The 16,762-nt window shown below is 70.2% G+C and carries 11 protein-coding genes and 1 pseudogene; 3 read left to right on the top strand and 9 right to left on the bottom strand.

Going from position 1 to position 16,762, the window contains the following annotated elements:
* Positions 1-156: 156 nt before the first annotated feature.
* From A5646_RS27200 to A5646_RS27190, 3 genes and pseudogenes are all read left to right on the top strand, one after another.
* Positions 157-1,506 (top strand): annotated as a pseudogene (locus A5646_RS27200) (SDR family NAD(P)-dependent oxidoreductase); the annotation flags it as partial.
* Position 1,507: 1 nt separating this feature from the next.
* On the top strand, positions 1,508-4,597 hold the full coding sequence (locus tag A5646_RS27195) for a type I polyketide synthase (RefSeq protein ID WP_067025606.1): 3,090 nt from the start codon (positions 1,508-1,510) through the stop codon (positions 4,595-4,597).
* 160 nt (positions 4,598-4,757) lie between these two features.
* A complete protein-coding gene (locus A5646_RS27190; protein ID WP_067025603.1) occupies positions 4,758-5,819 on the top strand; it encodes a type III polyketide synthase in 1,062 nt (353 codons plus the stop codon).
* 32 nt (positions 5,820-5,851) lie between these two features.
* Here the strand turns inward: A5646_RS27190 and A5646_RS27185 are convergent, their stop codons facing one another.
* From A5646_RS27185 to A5646_RS27145, 9 genes are all read right to left on the bottom strand, one after another.
* Entirely contained in the window at positions 5,852-7,648 is a 1,797-nt protein-coding gene (locus tag A5646_RS27185) for an ABC-F family ATP-binding cassette domain-containing protein (protein WP_066882245.1), read from the bottom strand.
* A 24-nt stretch (positions 7,649-7,672) separates the two neighbouring features.
* Positions 7,673-8,359 carry a PAS and ANTAR domain-containing protein gene (locus A5646_RS27180; protein WP_066870497.1) on the bottom strand — a complete coding sequence of 229 codons (687 nt, stop codon included), beginning with the start codon at positions 8,357-8,359 and terminating at the stop codon, positions 7,673-7,675.
* Positions 8,360-8,428: 69 nt separating this feature from the next.
* Positions 8,429-9,544 (bottom strand): enolase C-terminal domain-like protein, encoded by a 1,116-nt coding sequence (locus A5646_RS27175; protein ID WP_156749110.1) that lies wholly within the window; start codon positions 9,542-9,544, stop codon positions 8,429-8,431.
* Positions 9,541-10,557 carry an SDR family oxidoreductase gene (locus A5646_RS27170; RefSeq protein ID WP_066882243.1) on the bottom strand — a complete coding sequence of 339 codons (1,017 nt, stop codon included), beginning with the start codon at positions 10,555-10,557 and terminating at the stop codon, positions 9,541-9,543. The genes A5646_RS27175 and A5646_RS27170 overlap by 4 nt, the downstream gene beginning before the upstream one ends.
* 31 nt (positions 10,558-10,588) lie before the next feature.
* Complete coding sequence (locus A5646_RS27165; RefSeq protein ID WP_066882241.1) at positions 10,589-12,379, bottom strand: glycoside hydrolase family 15 protein; 1,791 nt, start codon at positions 12,377-12,379, stop codon at positions 10,589-10,591.
* Positions 12,372-14,075, bottom strand: a complete 1,704-nt coding sequence (locus tag A5646_RS27160) for a GMC family oxidoreductase (protein WP_066882239.1) — start codon at positions 14,073-14,075, stop codon at positions 12,372-12,374. Before A5646_RS27160 ends, A5646_RS27165 begins: the two co-directional genes overlap by 8 nt.
* Complete coding sequence (locus A5646_RS27155) at positions 14,075-14,821, bottom strand: gluconate 2-dehydrogenase subunit 3 family protein (protein WP_066882237.1); 747 nt, start codon at positions 14,819-14,821, stop codon at positions 14,075-14,077. Before A5646_RS27155 ends, A5646_RS27160 begins: the two co-directional genes overlap by 1 nt.
* Before the next feature lie 18 nt (positions 14,822-14,839).
* On the bottom strand, positions 14,840-15,343 hold the full coding sequence (locus A5646_RS27150; RefSeq protein ID WP_066882235.1) for a hypothetical protein: 504 nt from the start codon (positions 15,341-15,343) through the stop codon (positions 14,840-14,842).
* A 402-nt stretch (positions 15,344-15,745) separates the two neighbouring features.
* Positions 15,746-16,585, bottom strand: coding sequence for an SDR family oxidoreductase (locus tag A5646_RS27145; RefSeq protein WP_066882233.1), 840 nt, complete (start codon positions 16,583-16,585; stop codon positions 15,746-15,748).
* Between the last annotated feature and the right edge of the window lie 177 nt (positions 16,586-16,762).

The raw sequence follows: 16,762 nt of genomic DNA, 5'->3' as shown, positions 1-16,762 counted from the left end.
TTGCCGCTCGACGAGATGCCGTGCCACCGCCGAACCGGCCATGCCGGTCCCGCCGGTGATCAGCGCGGTGCCGCCGGCCAGCCCGGCGGGCCCGCCCGGCATGGTGAGCACGACCTTGCCGATGTGGCGGGCCTGGCTGACGAACCGGTACGCGTCGGCGGCACCGCGCTGATCACCGGCGGGACCGGCATGGCCGGTTCGGCGGTGGCACGGCATCTCGTCGAGCGGCACCGGGTGCCCCACGTGATGCTGGTCAGCCGCAGCGGTGACCGCGCTGAAGGCATGACCGAGCTGGCCGCCGAACTGCGCGACGCGGGAGCGTCGGTGTCGGTGGTCGCCTGTGACGTCGGAGACCGGGCGGCCGTCGCGGCCCTGGTGGCGCAGGTTCCCGCGCGCTACCCGTTGCGGTCGGTGTTCCACGCCGCGGGCGTGCTCGACGACGCGGTGATCGCCTCCCTGACGCCGGCGCGCGTGGACACCGTGCTGCGGGCCAAGGTCGACGGGGCCTGGCACCTGCACGAGCTGACCCGGGACCTGGATCTGGCGGCATTCGTGGCGTTTTCGTCGATGGCGGGCATCGTGGGCGCCCCCGGCCAAGGGAACTACGCGGCGGCCAACAGCTTTCTCGACGCGCTGGCGGCGCATCGCCACGCTCACGGGCTGGCGGGACTCTCGGTCGCCTGGGGAATGTGGGAAGAATCCTCCGCGATGACCCAACACCTCGGCGAGCGCGATAAGGCCAGGATGAGCCGCGCCGGGCTGAGCGCGTTGACCACCCGGCAAGCGCTGGAACTGCTGGACGCCGCGTTGCTCGCCGAACACCCCATGGTGGTGGGCACAAGACTCGATCGGGGCGCGCTGGGGCAGCACAGCGCCACGTTGCCGCCGCTGCTCAGCCAGCTGGCCGCTCGCCCGGCTCGCCGGATGCTGGAGCACACCGACATGGTGTCCCTGACCGGCCTGCGGGCGCGGCTGGGCGGCATGTCGCCCGAGCAGCGGCACAGCGAACTGGTGGAACTGGTCTGCAGCAACGCGGCCACGGTATTGGGTCACAGCACCGCGGACGTCCACGCCGACGACGCGTTCGGCGATCTCGGGTTCGATTCGCTGACCGCCGTCGAGCTGCGCAACCGGCTCAAAATCGCTACCGGCCTTACCCTTTCGCCCACGTTGATCTTCGATCACCCCACGCCGGCCGCGCTTGCCGAACACCTCGGCACCCAGCTCGCCACCGGCGGCCCCGGCGCGGCGGCCGCCACCCCGCCCGACCGGACGGCCCGCTTCGAGGAGATCACCCGCGAACTGCAGGCGCTGCTCAATCAGCCCGACCTCAGTCCCGGCGACAAGAAGCAACTGGTCGCCCGGCTGGAAGGCCTGCTGGACACGGTGCCGGGCTCGGCACCGGCACCGCTGCTGGAACACCCCGAGCACGCGTTCGACGACGACATCTCCACCGCCACCGACAGTCAGCTGTTCGCCATTCTCGACGACGAAGTCGGCCCCTGACTTGCCTCCGACAGACGTCGCGATCATCGGGCTGGCATGCAGGTTTCCGGGCGCGCCCGACCCGTCCGCGTTCTGGCGCCTGATCCGTGACGGGCGTGAGGCCGCCCAATTGGGCGGGGACGCCGGGGAATTCGACGCGGACTTCTTCAACCTGTCGCCGCGTGAGGCGGCCGCGATGGATCCGCGGCAGCGCCTGGCCCTCGAATTGACCTGGGAGCTGCTCGAGGACGCGTTCGTGGTGCCGGAAAAGATACGGGGACAAGAGGTCTCGGTGTTCCTCGGGGCGATGACGGACGACTACGCGGCCCTGACGCTGCGCGATCTCGCCGACAACCTGGACCACCACACCTTCACCGGCATCAGCCGGGCGATGATCGCCAACCGGGTGTCGTACGCCTTCGGGTTGCGCGGACCCAGCATGACCGTCGACTCCGGTCAGTCGTCCTCGTTGGTGGCGGTGCACCTCGGCTGCGACAGCGTGCGCACCGGGCGGTCGACGATGGCCGTCGCGGGCGGCGTCCACCTCAACCTGTCCGAGGAAATCGGCATGCTGGAACGGGAATTCGGTGCGGTATCGGTGTCGGGCCACACCTACGCCTTCGATCGTCGCGCCGACGGCTACGTGCGCGGCGAAGGCGGCGGACTGGTGCTGCTCAAGCCGTTGGCGGCCGCCCTGGACGACGGCGACCGCATTCACGCCGTCATTCGCGGCGGCGCCGTCGGCAACGCCGGGCACAGCGGAGCCGCCCAGACCGTCCCGTCGGCGCGCAGTGAAGCGGACGTGATCCGGCGCGCGCTCGCCGACGCCGGCCTCGACATCGGCGACATCGACTACGTCGAGGCGCACGGCACCGGGACCAAGGTCGGTGACGCGATCGAAGCCCGGGCGCTGGGCGAGGTCTTCGCCGGGCGCGCGCACGATCCGGTGCGGGTCGGTTCGGTGAAGACCAACATCGGTCACGCCGGCAGCGCCGCGGGAATCGCGGGCCTGCTCAAGGCCGCCCTGGCGGTCGAACATGCCGCGATCCCGCCCAGCCTCAACTACGCCGACCCCGAGGCCGGGCTGAATCACCTTGGGCTGCAAATCAACACCGCCCTGGCGCCGTGGCCGGCGGGGGATCGGCCGCGGCGGGCCGGGGTGTCCTCGTTCGGCATGGGCGGCACCAACGCACACCTGATCGTCGAGCAGCCCCCGGCCCAGCGGGACACCGCGCCATCGGATTCGCGGGCGGCCACGGATGGGGTTGTGCCGTGGGTGCTGTCGGCCCGTTCCGAACGGGCGCAGGTTAACCAGGCCCGGCGGCTGTCTGACTTCGTGGCCGACCGGGCCGGCGTGAGCCCCCTCGACGTGGCCCGGTCGCTGGTCGACACCCGGACACTCTTCGAGCACCGCGCGGTCGTGGTGGGTCGCGACGCCGCGGCGCTGACGGCGGGGTTGGCGGCCGTCGCCGCGGGGGAGTCACGGCCGAATGTCGCGGTGGGCCGGGCGGGTTCGTCCGGCGCGACGGCCTTCGTGTTCCCGGGTCAGGGCTCGCAATCGTTGGGCATGGGTCGGCAACTGTACGACCGGTTCGACGCGTTCGCCCTCGCGTTCGACGAGGCCGCCGCGTCGGTGGACGCGCACGTCCGGCTGCCGCTGCGCGAGGTGATGTGGGGCGACGACCCGGAGTTGTTGCGCAGCACCGAGTTTGCCCAGCCGGCCTTGTTCGTGTTGGGCCTCGCGCTGGCGGCCTTGTGGGAATCCTTCGGTGTGACACCGGATGTGGTGATGGGGCACTCGGTGGGTGAGATCGCCGCGGCGTGCGTGGCCGGGGTGCTGTCGCTCGCGGACGCGTCGCGCATGGTGGCGGCGCGAGGCCGGTTGATGGCGCAACTGCCGGCCGGCGGGGTGATGGTGGCGGTCGAGGCCGGCGAAGCCGAGGTCGCCGGGCTGCTGACCGACGGGGTGAGCCTCGCGGCGGTCAACGGCCCCAACGCGGTGGTGCTGTCCGGCGCCGAGGCCCCCGTCGAAGCGCTGGCGGACCGGCTGGCCCGGATGGGTCGGCGCGTGCATCGGCTGGCGGTGTCGCACGCGTTTCACTCGTCGCTGATGCAGCCCATGGTGGCGCAGTTTGCCGCGGCGGTGGCCGACATCGAGGCCAGGCAGCCGCGAATCGGGCTGGTGTCCAACCTGACCGGCCAGTTCGCGGGCGGCGGCTACGGCTCGCCGCAGTACTGGGCGGCGCACATCGGCCAGCCGGTGCGCTTCTTCGAGGGGGTGCGCGCCGCCGAGGCCGCCGGCGCCGGGACCTTCGTGGAGCTGGGCCCGGGCGCGGCGCTGACGGCGGCGGTCGACCAATCGCTGAGCACGCCGCAGGCCGTATCGGTGCCCACCATGGCCAAGGACCACCCCGAAACGGAATCGCTGGTGTTCGCGGCCGCCCGGCTGTTCACCCGCGGCCTCGACCCGAACTGGGCCGTCGTGTTCGCCGGACGCAACGCCCGGCGGATCGACTTGCCCACGTACGGCTTTGCACGGCAACGTTTTTGGCTGGGATCCGGCGGAGCCGGGGCGGCGCCGCCCGCCACGGCGGCTCGAGCACCCGACCTGGCGCAGCGGTTGCACGGACTGGCCCCCGACGATCAGCACCGTGTGCTGGTCGAATTGGTCTGCGAGCACGCGGCGGCCGTCTCGGGGCATCCCGGCGGCCACGCCATCGACCACGACCGCGCGTTCGGCGACCTCGGGTTCGACTCGATGATCGCGGTCGAACTGCGCAACCGCCTCACCAGCCATACCGGACTGGCTTTGTCGCGAACGCTGATCTTCGATTATCCGACGCCGGCCGCGTTGGCCGATCATCTTCGCCGGCAACTGCTGCACGACGAGGCGGGCGAATCCGACGACGAAAGAATTTGGTCGACGCTGCGCAAGATTCCGGTGCGCGAGCTCCGAAGAACGGGAATGCTCGAAAAACTTTTATTGCTCGCCGGCGTACCGGAAACGCCGGCCGCAGACGCACATTCCGGTGCCGACGACATCGACTCGTTGAGCCCGGACGCGTTGATCGCGATGGCGCTGAGCTCGGCGGACGAGGAAGACACCGAGTGATGAATTCCCCACTGGCGGATATGATTACGCGAACAGAAAGACGCCCTAATGAGGCATGTGTTGAATACCAAAGACTTTTGCGCCGCGCTACGGGACGGCATAAACTTCCGGCATTACGCGGAGCCGTATTGAGGTTGGTCGGCAACCAAGAGAGCAGATCATGAGCGTCATCGCGGGTGTGTTCGGCGCAGTGCCGCCGCATCGCTACAGCCAAAGCGAGGTCACCGACCAGGTGGTCAAGTTCCCCGCGCTGGCCGAGCACGAAGAGATCGTCCGGCGCCTGCACGCCGCCGCCAAGGTCAACAGCCGCCACCTGGTGCTGCCCCTCGAGCGCTACCACGAGCTCACCGACTTCGGTGCCGCCAACGAGATCTTCGTGGACAAGGCCGTGGAGCTGGGCTGTGAAGCGCTGCTGGGCGCGCTCGACGAGGCCGGGCTGCGACCGCGGGACATCGACATGATCGCCACGACGACGGTGACCGGCATCGCGGTGCCGTCACTCGACGCGCGGATCGTCGGGCGGCTGGGCCTGCGCGCGGACGTGCGGCGGATGCCGCTGTTCGGCCTGGGTTGCGCGGCCGGGGCGGCCGGGGTGGGCCGGCTGCATGACTACCTGCGCGGTGCTCCGGACGGCGTCGCCGCGCTGGTGTCGGTCGAGCTGTGTTCGCTCACCTTTCCGACGGTCCGCCCGACCGTGTCGGGACTGGTCGGGACGGCGATGTTCGGCGACGGCGCCGCCGCCGTGGTCGCCGCCGGCGACCGTCGCGCCCAGCAATTGAATTCCGCCGGGCCAGACATCGTGGATTCGCGCAGCCGCCTGTATCCCGAATCGCTGCACATCATGGGCTGGAACATCGGCTCGGACGGCGTGCAACCGACGATGTCGCCGGAGCTGCCCAACGTCATCGACCGCTATCTGGCCGACGACGTGAGCAGCTTCCTCACGCCGCACGGGCTGACGAAGGACGACATCGGCGCCTGGGTCACCCACCCCGGCGGCCCCAAAGTGATCGACGCGATCGCCAAGAGCCTCGAACTGCCCCCGGAGGCGCAGGAACTGACCTGGCGCTCGCTGGGGGAGGTGGCCAACCTCTCGTCGGCGTCGGTGCTGCACATCCTGCGCGACACCATCGCCAAACCGCCGCCGGCCGCCAGCCCCGGCCTGTTGCTCGCGATGGGGCCCGGCTTCGGGTCCGAACTGGTGCTGCTGCGCTGGCACTGACGCTCTCGCGAAACCCGTTGCGGCCCAAGTGTTTACTCGAGCAACTCGGAGAGCTCCAACCAGCGTCCCTCCGTCGCGGCGACCTCGTCCTCGAGCGCGCGCAACTCCCGGGTGAGCCGGGTGATGCCGACGTGGTCGGACTGGTCGTGCGCGGCCAGTTCGTGGTGCTTGTCCGCGATCCGGTCCGCCAACCGCGCGAGCTGCCGGTCCAGGGCGGCCACCTCCTTTTCCGCGGCCCGGCGTTGTGCGCCGGACATCGCCTGGGCCTCGGGCGGGGAAGCGGGCCGCGGCGAATCCTGGGCGGCCCGGGCGGTCCGCTCGCCGGCGAGCCGCAGGTACTCGTCGACGCCGCCGGGTAGGTGCCGCAACCGGCCGTCGAGCACCGCGTACTGCTGATCGGTGACCCGCTCCAGCAGATAGCGGTCGTGCGAGACGACGATCAGCGTGCCGGCCCACGAGTCCAGCAGATCCTCCATGGCGGCCAGCGTGTCGGTGTCGACGTCGTTGGTCGGCTCGTCCAGTAGCAACACGTTGGGCTCGGAAAGCAGGGTGAGCAACAGCTGCAGCCGCCGCCGCTCACCGCCGGAGAGATCCTCGACGCGGGCCGACAGCTGGCCTTGAGACCCGCGCACGCCGAAGCCGAGTCGCTCCAGCAGCTGCGCCGGGGTGACCTCGCGGCCGTCGACCTGGTAGCCGCCCTGCAGTCGGCCCAGCACATCGGCGATCCGGTCGCCGCGGACCGCGGCCAGCGCGTCGCCCTGCTGGTCGAGTACCGCCAGGCGCACGGTCTTGCCGCGTTTGACGCGGCCCGCGTCCGGCTCGATGGTGCCGTCGATCAACCTCAGCAGGGTCGACTTGCCGGCGCCGTTGGCCCCGACGATGCCGGTGCGCTCGCCGGGGGCGATCCGCCACTCGACATCGCGCAGCACCGGGCGGCCCCCGAACGAGACCGAGACGTCGAGCAGGTCGACCACGTCCTTGCCCAGCCGGGCGGTGGCCAGCTTGGCCAGTTCGACGGTGTTGCGCAGCGGCGGCACGTCGGCGATCAGCTGGTTGGCCGCCTCGATCCGGAACTTGGGTTTTGACGTCCGAGCCGGCGCGCCGCGGCGCAGCCACGCCAGCTCCTTGCGCATCAGGTTCTGCCGCTTGGCCTCGGCGACGGCGGCCATCCGGTCCCGCTCGACGCGCTGCAGAACGTAGGCGGCGTAGCCGCCGTCGAACGGTTCGACGATTCCGTCGTGCACCTCCCACGTCGTGGTGGCGACTTCGTCGAGGAACCAGCGGTCGTGGGTCACCAGCAGCAGCCCGCCGGTGTTGCGCGCCCAGCGTTGCCGCAGATGCCCGGCCAGCCAGGTGATGCCCTCGATGTCGAGATGGTTGGTGGGCTCGTCGAGCGCGATCACGTCCCATTCGCCGATCAGCAATCGGGCCAGCTGCACCCGGCGACGCTGCCCACCGGACAGGGTGGAAACCGTTGCCTCCCAGGCGATGTCGGAGACCAGCCCGGCGACCACGTCGCGCACCCGCGCGTCGCCGGCCCACTGGTGTTCGGCCGCCTCGCCGACGAGCGTGTAGCCCACGGTGCGGTCCGGGTCCAGGGTGTCGGCCTGGCTCAGCGCGCCGACCCGCAACCCGCTGCGCCGGGTGACCCGCCCGGCGTCGGGTCGTTGCTGACCGGTCAGCAGCCGCAGCAGGCTGGATTTGCCGTCGCCGTTTCGCCCGACGATGCCGATGCGGGCGCCGTCGTTGACCCCGAGCGTGATCGAGTCGAAGACCACCTGAGTCGGATATTCGAGGTGTACGGCCTCGGCCCCAAGTAGGTGCGCCACCGGGCCGACCCTAGCGTCCCGCCGCTAGCCGAGGGTCAGCAGCGCGTGGTCCACCTGGCTTTGGGTTTCCGCCGACGCCTTGCTGGCCACGGCGTCCAGGAAGCGGCTCGCGACGTCGCGCAGCTTCAGGTTCGCCTCCTGGGAACGCCACACCAGGATGTCGAACGCGCGCTCGGCCGAGATGCCGTACGCGGTCATCAGCACGCCCTTGGCCTGCTCGATGCGCGCGCGGGCATCGGCCACCGCCGACAGCACGTTGGTGATGTCGGAGTGCAGGGAGTCGGTGACGTCGACGTAGAACCCGGACGTGCCGGCCAGCGCACCGGTGCCGTCGACCATCCGATCGCCGGCGACGACGACGCACCGGGTGCGACCGGCGGTGTCGATGATGCGGTGCCGGCTGCTGAACGGCTTGCCCTTCATCACGCGGTCGAGCACGGCCGCCACCCGCTCCCGGTCGTCCGGATGCTTGTGTTGCAGCAGCAGTTCCGTGGTGGGCTTGACCTGTCCCGGCTTGTAGCCGTGCATGCGCGCGACCGCGTCCGACCACTCCCAGCGATGGCCGTCGATGTAGAACCAGAACCTGCCGACGCGCTGCGGCTCGCCGAGGCCCAGCACCAGGTCGACCGCACTCAGGTCGCCTTCCTCGACGACGTCAGTCACCACCGGCTCACGGCGCTCAACAGTGTCGTCGCTGGAGTTCACCGTCATGGTGCGATTCCCCAATCCCCGTTGTGAAAACCTTGGCTTGTCAATTCCCGTTTTTGCGCGGCTCCATGCCTAGGCCACCCGGTACCGCTCGGCGTCGCGGTGTTTGAACTCGCACCCGAAGCCCGGGCGGTGCTGATCGGGGCGCAGGGCCCCGCCCTCGGGGGACAGGGCGCCCTCGAAGAGCAGGTGCTCGATGCGGTGGTGGTCGTGGAAGTACTCCAGGTGTCGCAGGTTCGGGATCGTGGTGGCGACGTGGGCGTGCAGGTTGGGAGCGCAGTGCCCGGACACGTCGACGTTGTAGGAAGCGGCCACGGCCGCGGCGCGCACCCAGTCGGTGATGCCCCCGCAGCGGGTGACGTCGATCTGCAGGCAGTCCACCGCGTCGGCGGCGAGCATCCGGTTGAAGTAGGCCAGGTCGTAGCCGTACTCGCCGGCGGTGACATCCGGACTCACCTGGTCGCGCACCTCCCGCAGGCCGGCCAGGTCGTCGGAGGAGACGGGTTCTTCGAACCAGGTGACGCCGTGGTCGGCCATGGCGTGGGCCACCCGGATGGCCTGCTTGCGGCGGTAGCCGCCGTTGGCGTCGACATACAGTTCGGTGTCCGGCCCGATCACCTTGCGCGCCAAGGCGATTCGATCCAGGTCGCGGCCCACGTCGGAGCCCCATGACTCGCCGATCTTGATCTTCACCCGCGGGATCTTCCACTCGCCGACCCAGCGTTCGAGTTGGGCACGCGTGGTGCGCTCGTCGTAGGTGGTGAAGCCGCCGCTGCCGTAGATCGGCACTTCGGGGTGCGCCATGCCGAGCAGCCGGCACACCGGCAGCTCCAGCAGCTTGCCCTTGAGGTCCCACAGCGCGGTGTCGAGCGCGGAGATCGCGCACGACGTCAGCCCGGGCCGCCCGTTGTTGCGCATCGCGATGACCATCGACTGCCACCGGGCCGGGATGTCCACGGCGCTGTGGCCGGTGAGCGTGCCGGCGAGCTTGCCGGTGATCAACGCGGCGCACGCGCCGTCGGCGTAGGTGTAGCCGATGCCGCGCCGGCCGCCGGCCGCAACCTCGGCGAGCACCAGCGTGGTCGACGACCACGACAGGGTGCCGTCGGCTTCCGGTGCGTCGGTGGGGATTTCGTAGGCCTGCGCGGTGACCCCTTCGATAGCCGCGTCGATGCGCGCGGTTGTCATCGCGCCCACCGGCGGCCCGCCCGCGCCGCGAGCCACGCGCCCACCCCCGCCGCGCCGAGCGCGCCGGTACCGCTGATGGCGGGATGCTGGGACGCCCACAGTTGCGGGCTGCGCGCGTGCGACTTGTCATCGAACTGGCCGTGCGCGCCGTGGTCGGTGCCCGGTTCGTCGTCCAGCGGCTGCCACAGGTTGTGCGGCCGGCCGGGCCCGACGTGTTCCTCGGTCTGCTGGGAGTCGTAGCCGGTGCGCCCGAGGTAGCGGTCCAGCAGCGGCGCGACGAACTTCTGCCCCAGCAGCGTCACCATGGTGGAATCGCCGACCCAATACTGCTTTCGGCCCGGATGGTCGGCGGCATACACCACGCCCCGCGCGGCGACCTCGGGCTGGTAGATCGGCGGCACCGGCTGGGGATGGCGGGGCAGCCGGGACAGCACCCAGGAGAACTGCGGGGTGTTGACCGCCGGCATCTGCACGACGGTGATCCGCACCTTCGAGCCCTCGTGGAACAGTTCGCAACGCACCGATTCGGTGAACCCGTTGACCGCGTGCTTGGCGCCGCAATAGGCCGACTGCAACGGGATCGACCGCTGGCTGAGCGCCGAGCCGACCTGCACGATGGTGCCGAGGTTGCGGGGGCGCATCTTGGCCAGCGCCGCCATGGTGCCGTGCACGTAGCCGAGGTAGGACACCTCGGTCACGCGCTTGAACTCCTCGGCGCTGATCTCGCGCAGCGGCGCGAACACCGAGGTGAACGCTACGTTGACCCACACGTCGATGGGGCCGAAGGCGGATTCGGCCTCGTCGGCGGCGGCGACGACGGCCGAGTGGTCGGCCACGTCGGTCGGGATCGCCAGCGCCTTGCCGCCGCCGGCCTCGACGTCGCGGGCGGCGCCGTCGAGCCCCGCGGCGCCGCGGGCGAGCAGGGCGACGTTGGCGCCGCGCCGCCCGAACTCTTTCGCGGTGGCGCGGCCGATGCCGGCGCTGGCTCCGGTGATCACCACTGTCTGTGTCATCGCAGAACTGCCTTTCGCTCGGTCGGAGTTGTCACTGATGGTGGGCGTCGTCGTCGGTGAGGATGGCCGTGCATTCGAGCATCAGGGCGTGCGCGAATGCCTGGGGCAGGTTGCCGCGCAGCTGGCGCTGCCGCACGTCGTACTCCTCGCAGAACAGCCCCGGCGGGCCGCACGCGGCGCGGTTGCGTTCGAACCAGCGCATGGCGCAATCGCCGTGGCCCAGTTGATGTTCGGCCAGCGCCATCATGAATCCGCAGAGCAGGAAGGCGCCCTCGGCGTCGCCGAGCTCGCGCTCGTCGTGCCGGAAGCGATAGACGAACCCGTCCTCGGTGAGTTCGCGGCGAACGGCGTCCAGGGTGGCCCGGGTGCGGGGGTCGTCGGCGGGCACGGCGCCGCGCACCGGCGGCAGCAGCAACGACGCGTCCACCCCCGTCAGCCGCGGGCTGCGCTGCCAGTAGCCGTGCGGGTGCAGGCTGCTCGACGCGGTCTCGGCCAGGATCGCGTCGGCCAGGGAAGTGCACGCGGTGACCTCTGGCCCGGCGCCGGCCAGCTTGGCGACGGCGCGCAGCCCGGCCACACAGGCCAGCCGGGACTGCGTCCAGTGCTCGTTCTCGATTTCCCACACCCCGGCATCCGGTTCACGCCAACGCTTTTCGATGGCCCGGATGGCGGTCTGCACCGCGCGCCACCCCTCGGCGTCGAGCCGGTCGGCGGCACCCGCCTTGGCCAGCAACTGCAGCGCCTCACCGAAGACGTCGAGCTGGAACTGCTGGTTGACCCAGTTGCCGACCTTGTCCGAGCCGCCGGGATAGCCGGGCAGGTCGAGCGTCTCCTCGCCGGGCACCGCGCCGCCGGTGACGGTGTAGGCGGGCTTGAGGTTGGGGCCGTCCTCGAGCAGCCGGGCGCCGACGAATTCGACCGCCCGGTCCAGCAGTTCGGTGGTGCCGACGGCGGCGGCGGCCATGCCGGCGTACACCTGGTCGCGGATCCAGGCGTAGCGGTAGTCGTAGTTCTGGTTGGTGTGCGCGCGTTCAGGCAGGCTCATGGTGGCGGCGGCCACCATGCCGCCCCCGCTGCTGGTCAGGCCGCGCAGCACCGCGTAGGAGTGGCTGCCGTCGCGCGCGGCGATGGTGCAGTTCAGCCGGGGCACGCTGCGCTGCCAGGCGGCCGCGGTGGCGTCCCAGGCCAGGTCGGGGTCCGGCGGCCGCTCGGGCAGCGCGCGTTCGGACAGCTCCAGCACCAGGTCGTGGTGCCGGCCGTCCTCGAGGGTGATCTCGCAGGTGAGCAGCTCGCTCCTGTCGTGCGAGGCCTTGACGACGCGGGCCTGGCAGCCGGCCAGCCACCGCCAGTGCAACCGGCCCGAGCGGCCGCTCCACACGCCGTCCTCGCAGGACGGCTGGCCGAGGCCGTGTTTGCCGAACCCCGAGCCCGGCGCCAGCAGCACCCGCACCCGCGCCGTCCCGCGGCACACCGTGAGGCGGCGCAGCAGCACCACCCGGTCGGGGTCGCCCGGAAAGGCGAGCGCCTCACGGCATTCCACGGTGCCGTCGCGGGTGATCCAGCGGTTGCGCCAGATCAGGGTGCCCGGCTCGTAATAGCCGCCCCACACGTGCCGGACGTCGGTCGGCGTGATCGCGTAAACCCCGCCGCCGCCAATGAGATTGGAGAAGACGGCGTCGGAATCCCAGTGCGGCGCGCACATCCACGCGATGTCGCCCTGCGGCCCGATCAGTGCGCCGCGCTCGCCGTCGGCGAGCAACGCGTACTCACGCAGCACCCGGGGGGCGAAGGTCGTCTCGACGTCGATCGTTCGGTCAGCCACGGGCTCTCGCCTCCGACCTCCGTCCCGCAGTGGTATCGATCTTCCCGCCGGCCAGCCGTTCGGCGAGCCGCGAGGCCAGCGCCATGATGGTCAGCGCCGGGTTCGCCGAGCCCTGCGTGGGGCACACCGAGCCATCGGCCAGAAACAGGTTCGGGACGCCCCACACGCGCTGATCGGAGTCGACGACCGAATTGTCCGGGCTGGTGCCCATCCGGGCGCCGCCGATCAGGTGGGCGAAGCGCTGGATGGTGAGCACGTCCTGGGCGTCGGCGGCGTGCAGGATGTCGCCGATCACCTTGGTGGAGTAGGCCATGTTGGCCTTGTCGTTGTCGCACAGCGTGTAGTCGAACCGGGCCACCGGGATGCCGTACGGGTCCGCTTCATCCCCAGAGGCCAGCGTCACGCGATTGTCCGGCAGCGGCAGCAGCTCGTTGAGCACGCCGACGGTCGCCCAGTGGTTGTAATCGCGCATGTACTCCCGCATCGCGCGGCCCCAGTGCCCCTCGGCCAGCACGTGTTCGGCCCAGCCGATGGGCAACGGCGATACGGTCTGGATGGCGAAGCCCCGGGCGAAGCCACGGGATTGGTCGGTCTCGTAGAACTGTTCGGAGGTCACCTCCGGGGGCGGCGCCTTGTACATCCGCACCTCCTCGGACCACCGGCCCGCGGACTGGGTGGCGCCCTGGACCATCACATAGCGCCCGACCTGGTCGTCGTTGTTACCCAACCCGTTCGGGAAGCGGTCGCTGGCCGAGTTCAACAGCAGCCGCGGTGTTTCGATCGAATACCCGGCTATGGCAACCACTTTGGCGCGTTGCAGCCGCTCCTTGCCGCCCACCTCGTCGTAGTAGACCACGCCGCGGGCGGCGCCGCTCTCGTCCAGCTCGACGCGCGAGGCCATACAGTTGGCGCGGATCTCCACGGCATGGGCCAGCGCGTCGGGCAGGTGCGTGACGTACGGGCTGGCCTTGGCGTTGACCTTGCAGCCCTGCAGGCAGTAGCCGCGGTAGATGCAGTGCGGGCGATTGCCGAAGGTGCCGTTGACGATGCCGACGGGCCCGACTCGCATCTCGATGCCGAGCTTGAGCGCCCCCCGCCAGATCTTGGCGGCGGCACCCGAAATAGGGTGCGGCGCAAAGGGATAGCGATGCGGATCGCCCCACGGCCAGTTCTGGCCGGCCACCGGCAGCTCGAGCTCGACACGCTCGTAGTGGCGGCGGATGTCCTCGTAGCGGATGGGCCAGTCCGCCCCGACCCCGTCGCGGGTGTAGGTCTCGAAGTCGCTGGGGTGGAATCGCGGGGTGTATCCGGCGTAGTGCACCATCGAGCCGCCCACGCCGCGCCCGGAGTTGTTCTTGCCCAACTCGATCGGGTCGTCGCCGCCGATGATGCGTTTCTGTGTCCAGTACAGCGCGTGCGATCCGGCCTCGTCGGACACCCAGTCCTCGTCGGGATGCCAGAACGGGCCGGCTTCCAGGATTACCACCCGCCAGCCCTCGCGGGCCAGCCGCTGCGCGAGCACCGAGCCACCGGCGCCGGCACCGACGACCACCAAATCGACCTCGTCGTCATCGGCGTAGCGCCGCATGGTCTTTTCGCCCGGTAGATCGCGGGTGTGCACGTCGAGCAGGAACCGCGAGTCGTTGTCCTTCGGTCCGACCGCACCCTTGAACAGACCCCGCAGGAAGTCGCCCATCACAGCTCCCCGTTGTTCACGATTCGCACCGGGTCCTCGTCGGTGGCGCCGCGGGTCTCGTACGGTTCGCGCGCGGCGGCCGGACCGGTGGCGCCGCCGAGGCGCATGAAGCCGCGCGGGTAGGCCGGGCCGCCGAACCCGATCTCGTTCCACGCCCACGGGTGGGAGTAGAAGCCCGACAACGTCATTCGCATGCACACCGACCATGCCCGCTTGACGTTCAGGCTCTGCCACGCCCCGCCCTGCAGGTCGGCCTGGGAGAATTTGTCGATGATCGCCTCGCGGGTGGTGATATCGGCGTCGGCGAAAGAGGTTGCGCCGTAGTGGTTCCTCGCCGTCTCATCGAGCCCGCGCAGCACCAGCCGCCAGGTGTCGCGGTCGTCGGGCATGTCGGCGTACTGGTAGCCGTCGAGGCGCCCGTCGGCGAGCTTGGAGTCCACCGACTCGGCCGCCGGCACCCGCGGTTCGACGTCCTGCGCGAGCACCGTGTCGCAGAACGCGCGCAGGCACGGCTCCTCTTCGGGGGTGAAAAACCGCAGCGGCCCAGGCGGTTCCAGGCGGGCCAGCACCACCTTGCGGGTGGCCTCGTCCCAGTTGTCGGCGGTCTCGAGCACGTCGTAGTCGGGGTAGCGCCCGATCATCTGCGGCGTGACGCCGCGCCGCTGCTTGGGCAGCCAGGACGGGTGCGGCGGTTTGCCGTCGGGGCGCAGGTTGGGCAGGTGGTCGGGGCGTGCGGTGTTGGCCATCTCGGGGATCCCAGCTCCCTAATCCCGGAACCGTTCGCGGCGCAGGATCGACGCCAATAGCCCCATCCCGCCGACCATGCACATCAATCCCGGCGCCGCGATCGGAGGCCCCATCGGCACGTTGTAGGAGGCGTTCTTCCACCCGCCCGGCTTGCGCGCGACCCCGCGCGCGTGCAGGTATTCGCCCATCAGGCCGTTGGCCGTGTAGATGCCCGCGGTGATGGGCAGCCAGAGCTTCGCCCAGCGCCGGGAGAACACGCCGCCGATGCCGGCGACGACCACGGGCGGCGTCACCACGATCGGGCTCCACATCCATTTGTTGCCGAAGCTCGCTTTGTAGTGCTCGAAGTAGATTTCGGCCGTGGTGACCATTGCCGCGATGGCGGTCAGACCGGACAGCGAGCGTTCGAAGCGGCCGTGCGCGACGTCGTATAACGCTCGCCCGGCCAAATGTTGGACCTCGCCGAGTCCGTCGCCGGCGGTGCGGCCCTTTTGCCGTCCGCCGTTGCCCAGCAACAACATCTGTCTCCCTTTCTCGCGCGCGTATGCCTGGCCGGCGGTTACCGGCCCGGGCTGGTTTCGTAGATCGAACGGTCGGTGGCTTGTCGCTCGCCGAGCGATTCCGTCGTCGTATCCATCAAGCGACCTCGCCTTCGGGCTGGAAGGAAACACGGTCCCGGCGGGCTTCGGCATCCGCACTGTGGGTGCAGTAACGGTCGCCAAAGCCGCCCAGAAAACTGGGAAGCGCCCAGCTGTGTCTTTCAACCGAGGAGGTCCCGACGACGCGTCGCGACCGAAGCGCATCGGCTGTGTACCCGGCGTCATGCTGCGCAAACGGGTTCGCAGCTGGTTCTCAGCGTGCCTTAAGGAGCGCAGGTCGCGACGACGAATCGGCGGACTCCGCTTTCGCCGGCGGCCGACGGATCACGAAGCGCGGGAACCCAATTCGCGCAGGCGTTTGAGCACGAGTCGTCCCACCTGCATCGAAATGGTCGGCGACAGGCGCTCCAGGTACCACAGCGCCTTCCACCACGCCGGCACGATGACGATGGCGTCGCCGCGCAGCACGGCACGCAGGACACGATCGGCGAATTTCTCCGGCGCCATCGGCCGCGTCGGCTCCCAGGCTTTGAGGATGTCCTCGTCGCTGGCGCCCGTATTGTTCATCCGGCCGTAGACGCCGCCGGTGAGGATCGGGGTGCGGATGGCGCCCGGACACAGCACGGACACCTTGACGTGGTGGCGTTCGGCCTCCAGCCGCAGCGCCTTCGACAGTGCGACGACGGCGTGCTTGGAGGCGGTGTAGCTGACGGTGCCGGGGCCGGCCAGCAGACCGGCCATCGACGCCGTGTTCACGATGTGGCCCGAGCGCTGCCGGATCATGATCGGATACACGGCCTGGATGCCGTGCACGACACCGTGCAGGTTGACGGCCAGGACGTCGTTCCAGTCCTCGAGGCTGTAGGAGTCGACCTCACCGCCGACGCCGATGCCGGCGTTGTTGAACAGGTAGTCGATCCGCCCGGAGCGCTGCACGGCCTGGGCGACCGCGTCCTCGAACGCGGGGTAGCTGCGGACGTCGAGCTCGATCGCGTGGGCCTTGCCGCCGCCGAGGCGCTGTGCCAGCCGCTGGGCCGCCTCGAGCTGGCGATCGGCGAGCCAGACCTGCGCGCCGCCGTCGACCAACTTGGTGGCCAGCGCTGCGCCGATGCCCGACGCTCCGCCGGTGATGAATGCGACCTTGCCCGACACGCTCGACGCCATGGGGGCAGGATAGGCGCCGTCTGCGCAGCTCAACAGTGGTTCGCCGGCGATGACTGAAGTTGTCGGTGGCCGGTGGCATGATCGCACGTATGTTCGAAGAAGTCATCGCGCGGTTCGATGAGCAGTTCGAGCGGCATTATCCGTCGACCACGGGGGAGTCGAGGGCGTTGATCGACG

Origin of the sequence: Mycobacterium sp. 1245499.0, from assembly GCF_001673615.1 — a bacterium.
GTDB classification, from domain to species: domain Bacteria; phylum Actinomycetota; class Actinomycetes; order Mycobacteriales; family Mycobacteriaceae; genus Mycobacterium; species Mycobacterium europaeum_A.
Note: the sequence above shows the minus strand (reverse complement) of the source record. Positions and strands in the feature narration are given on the sequence as shown.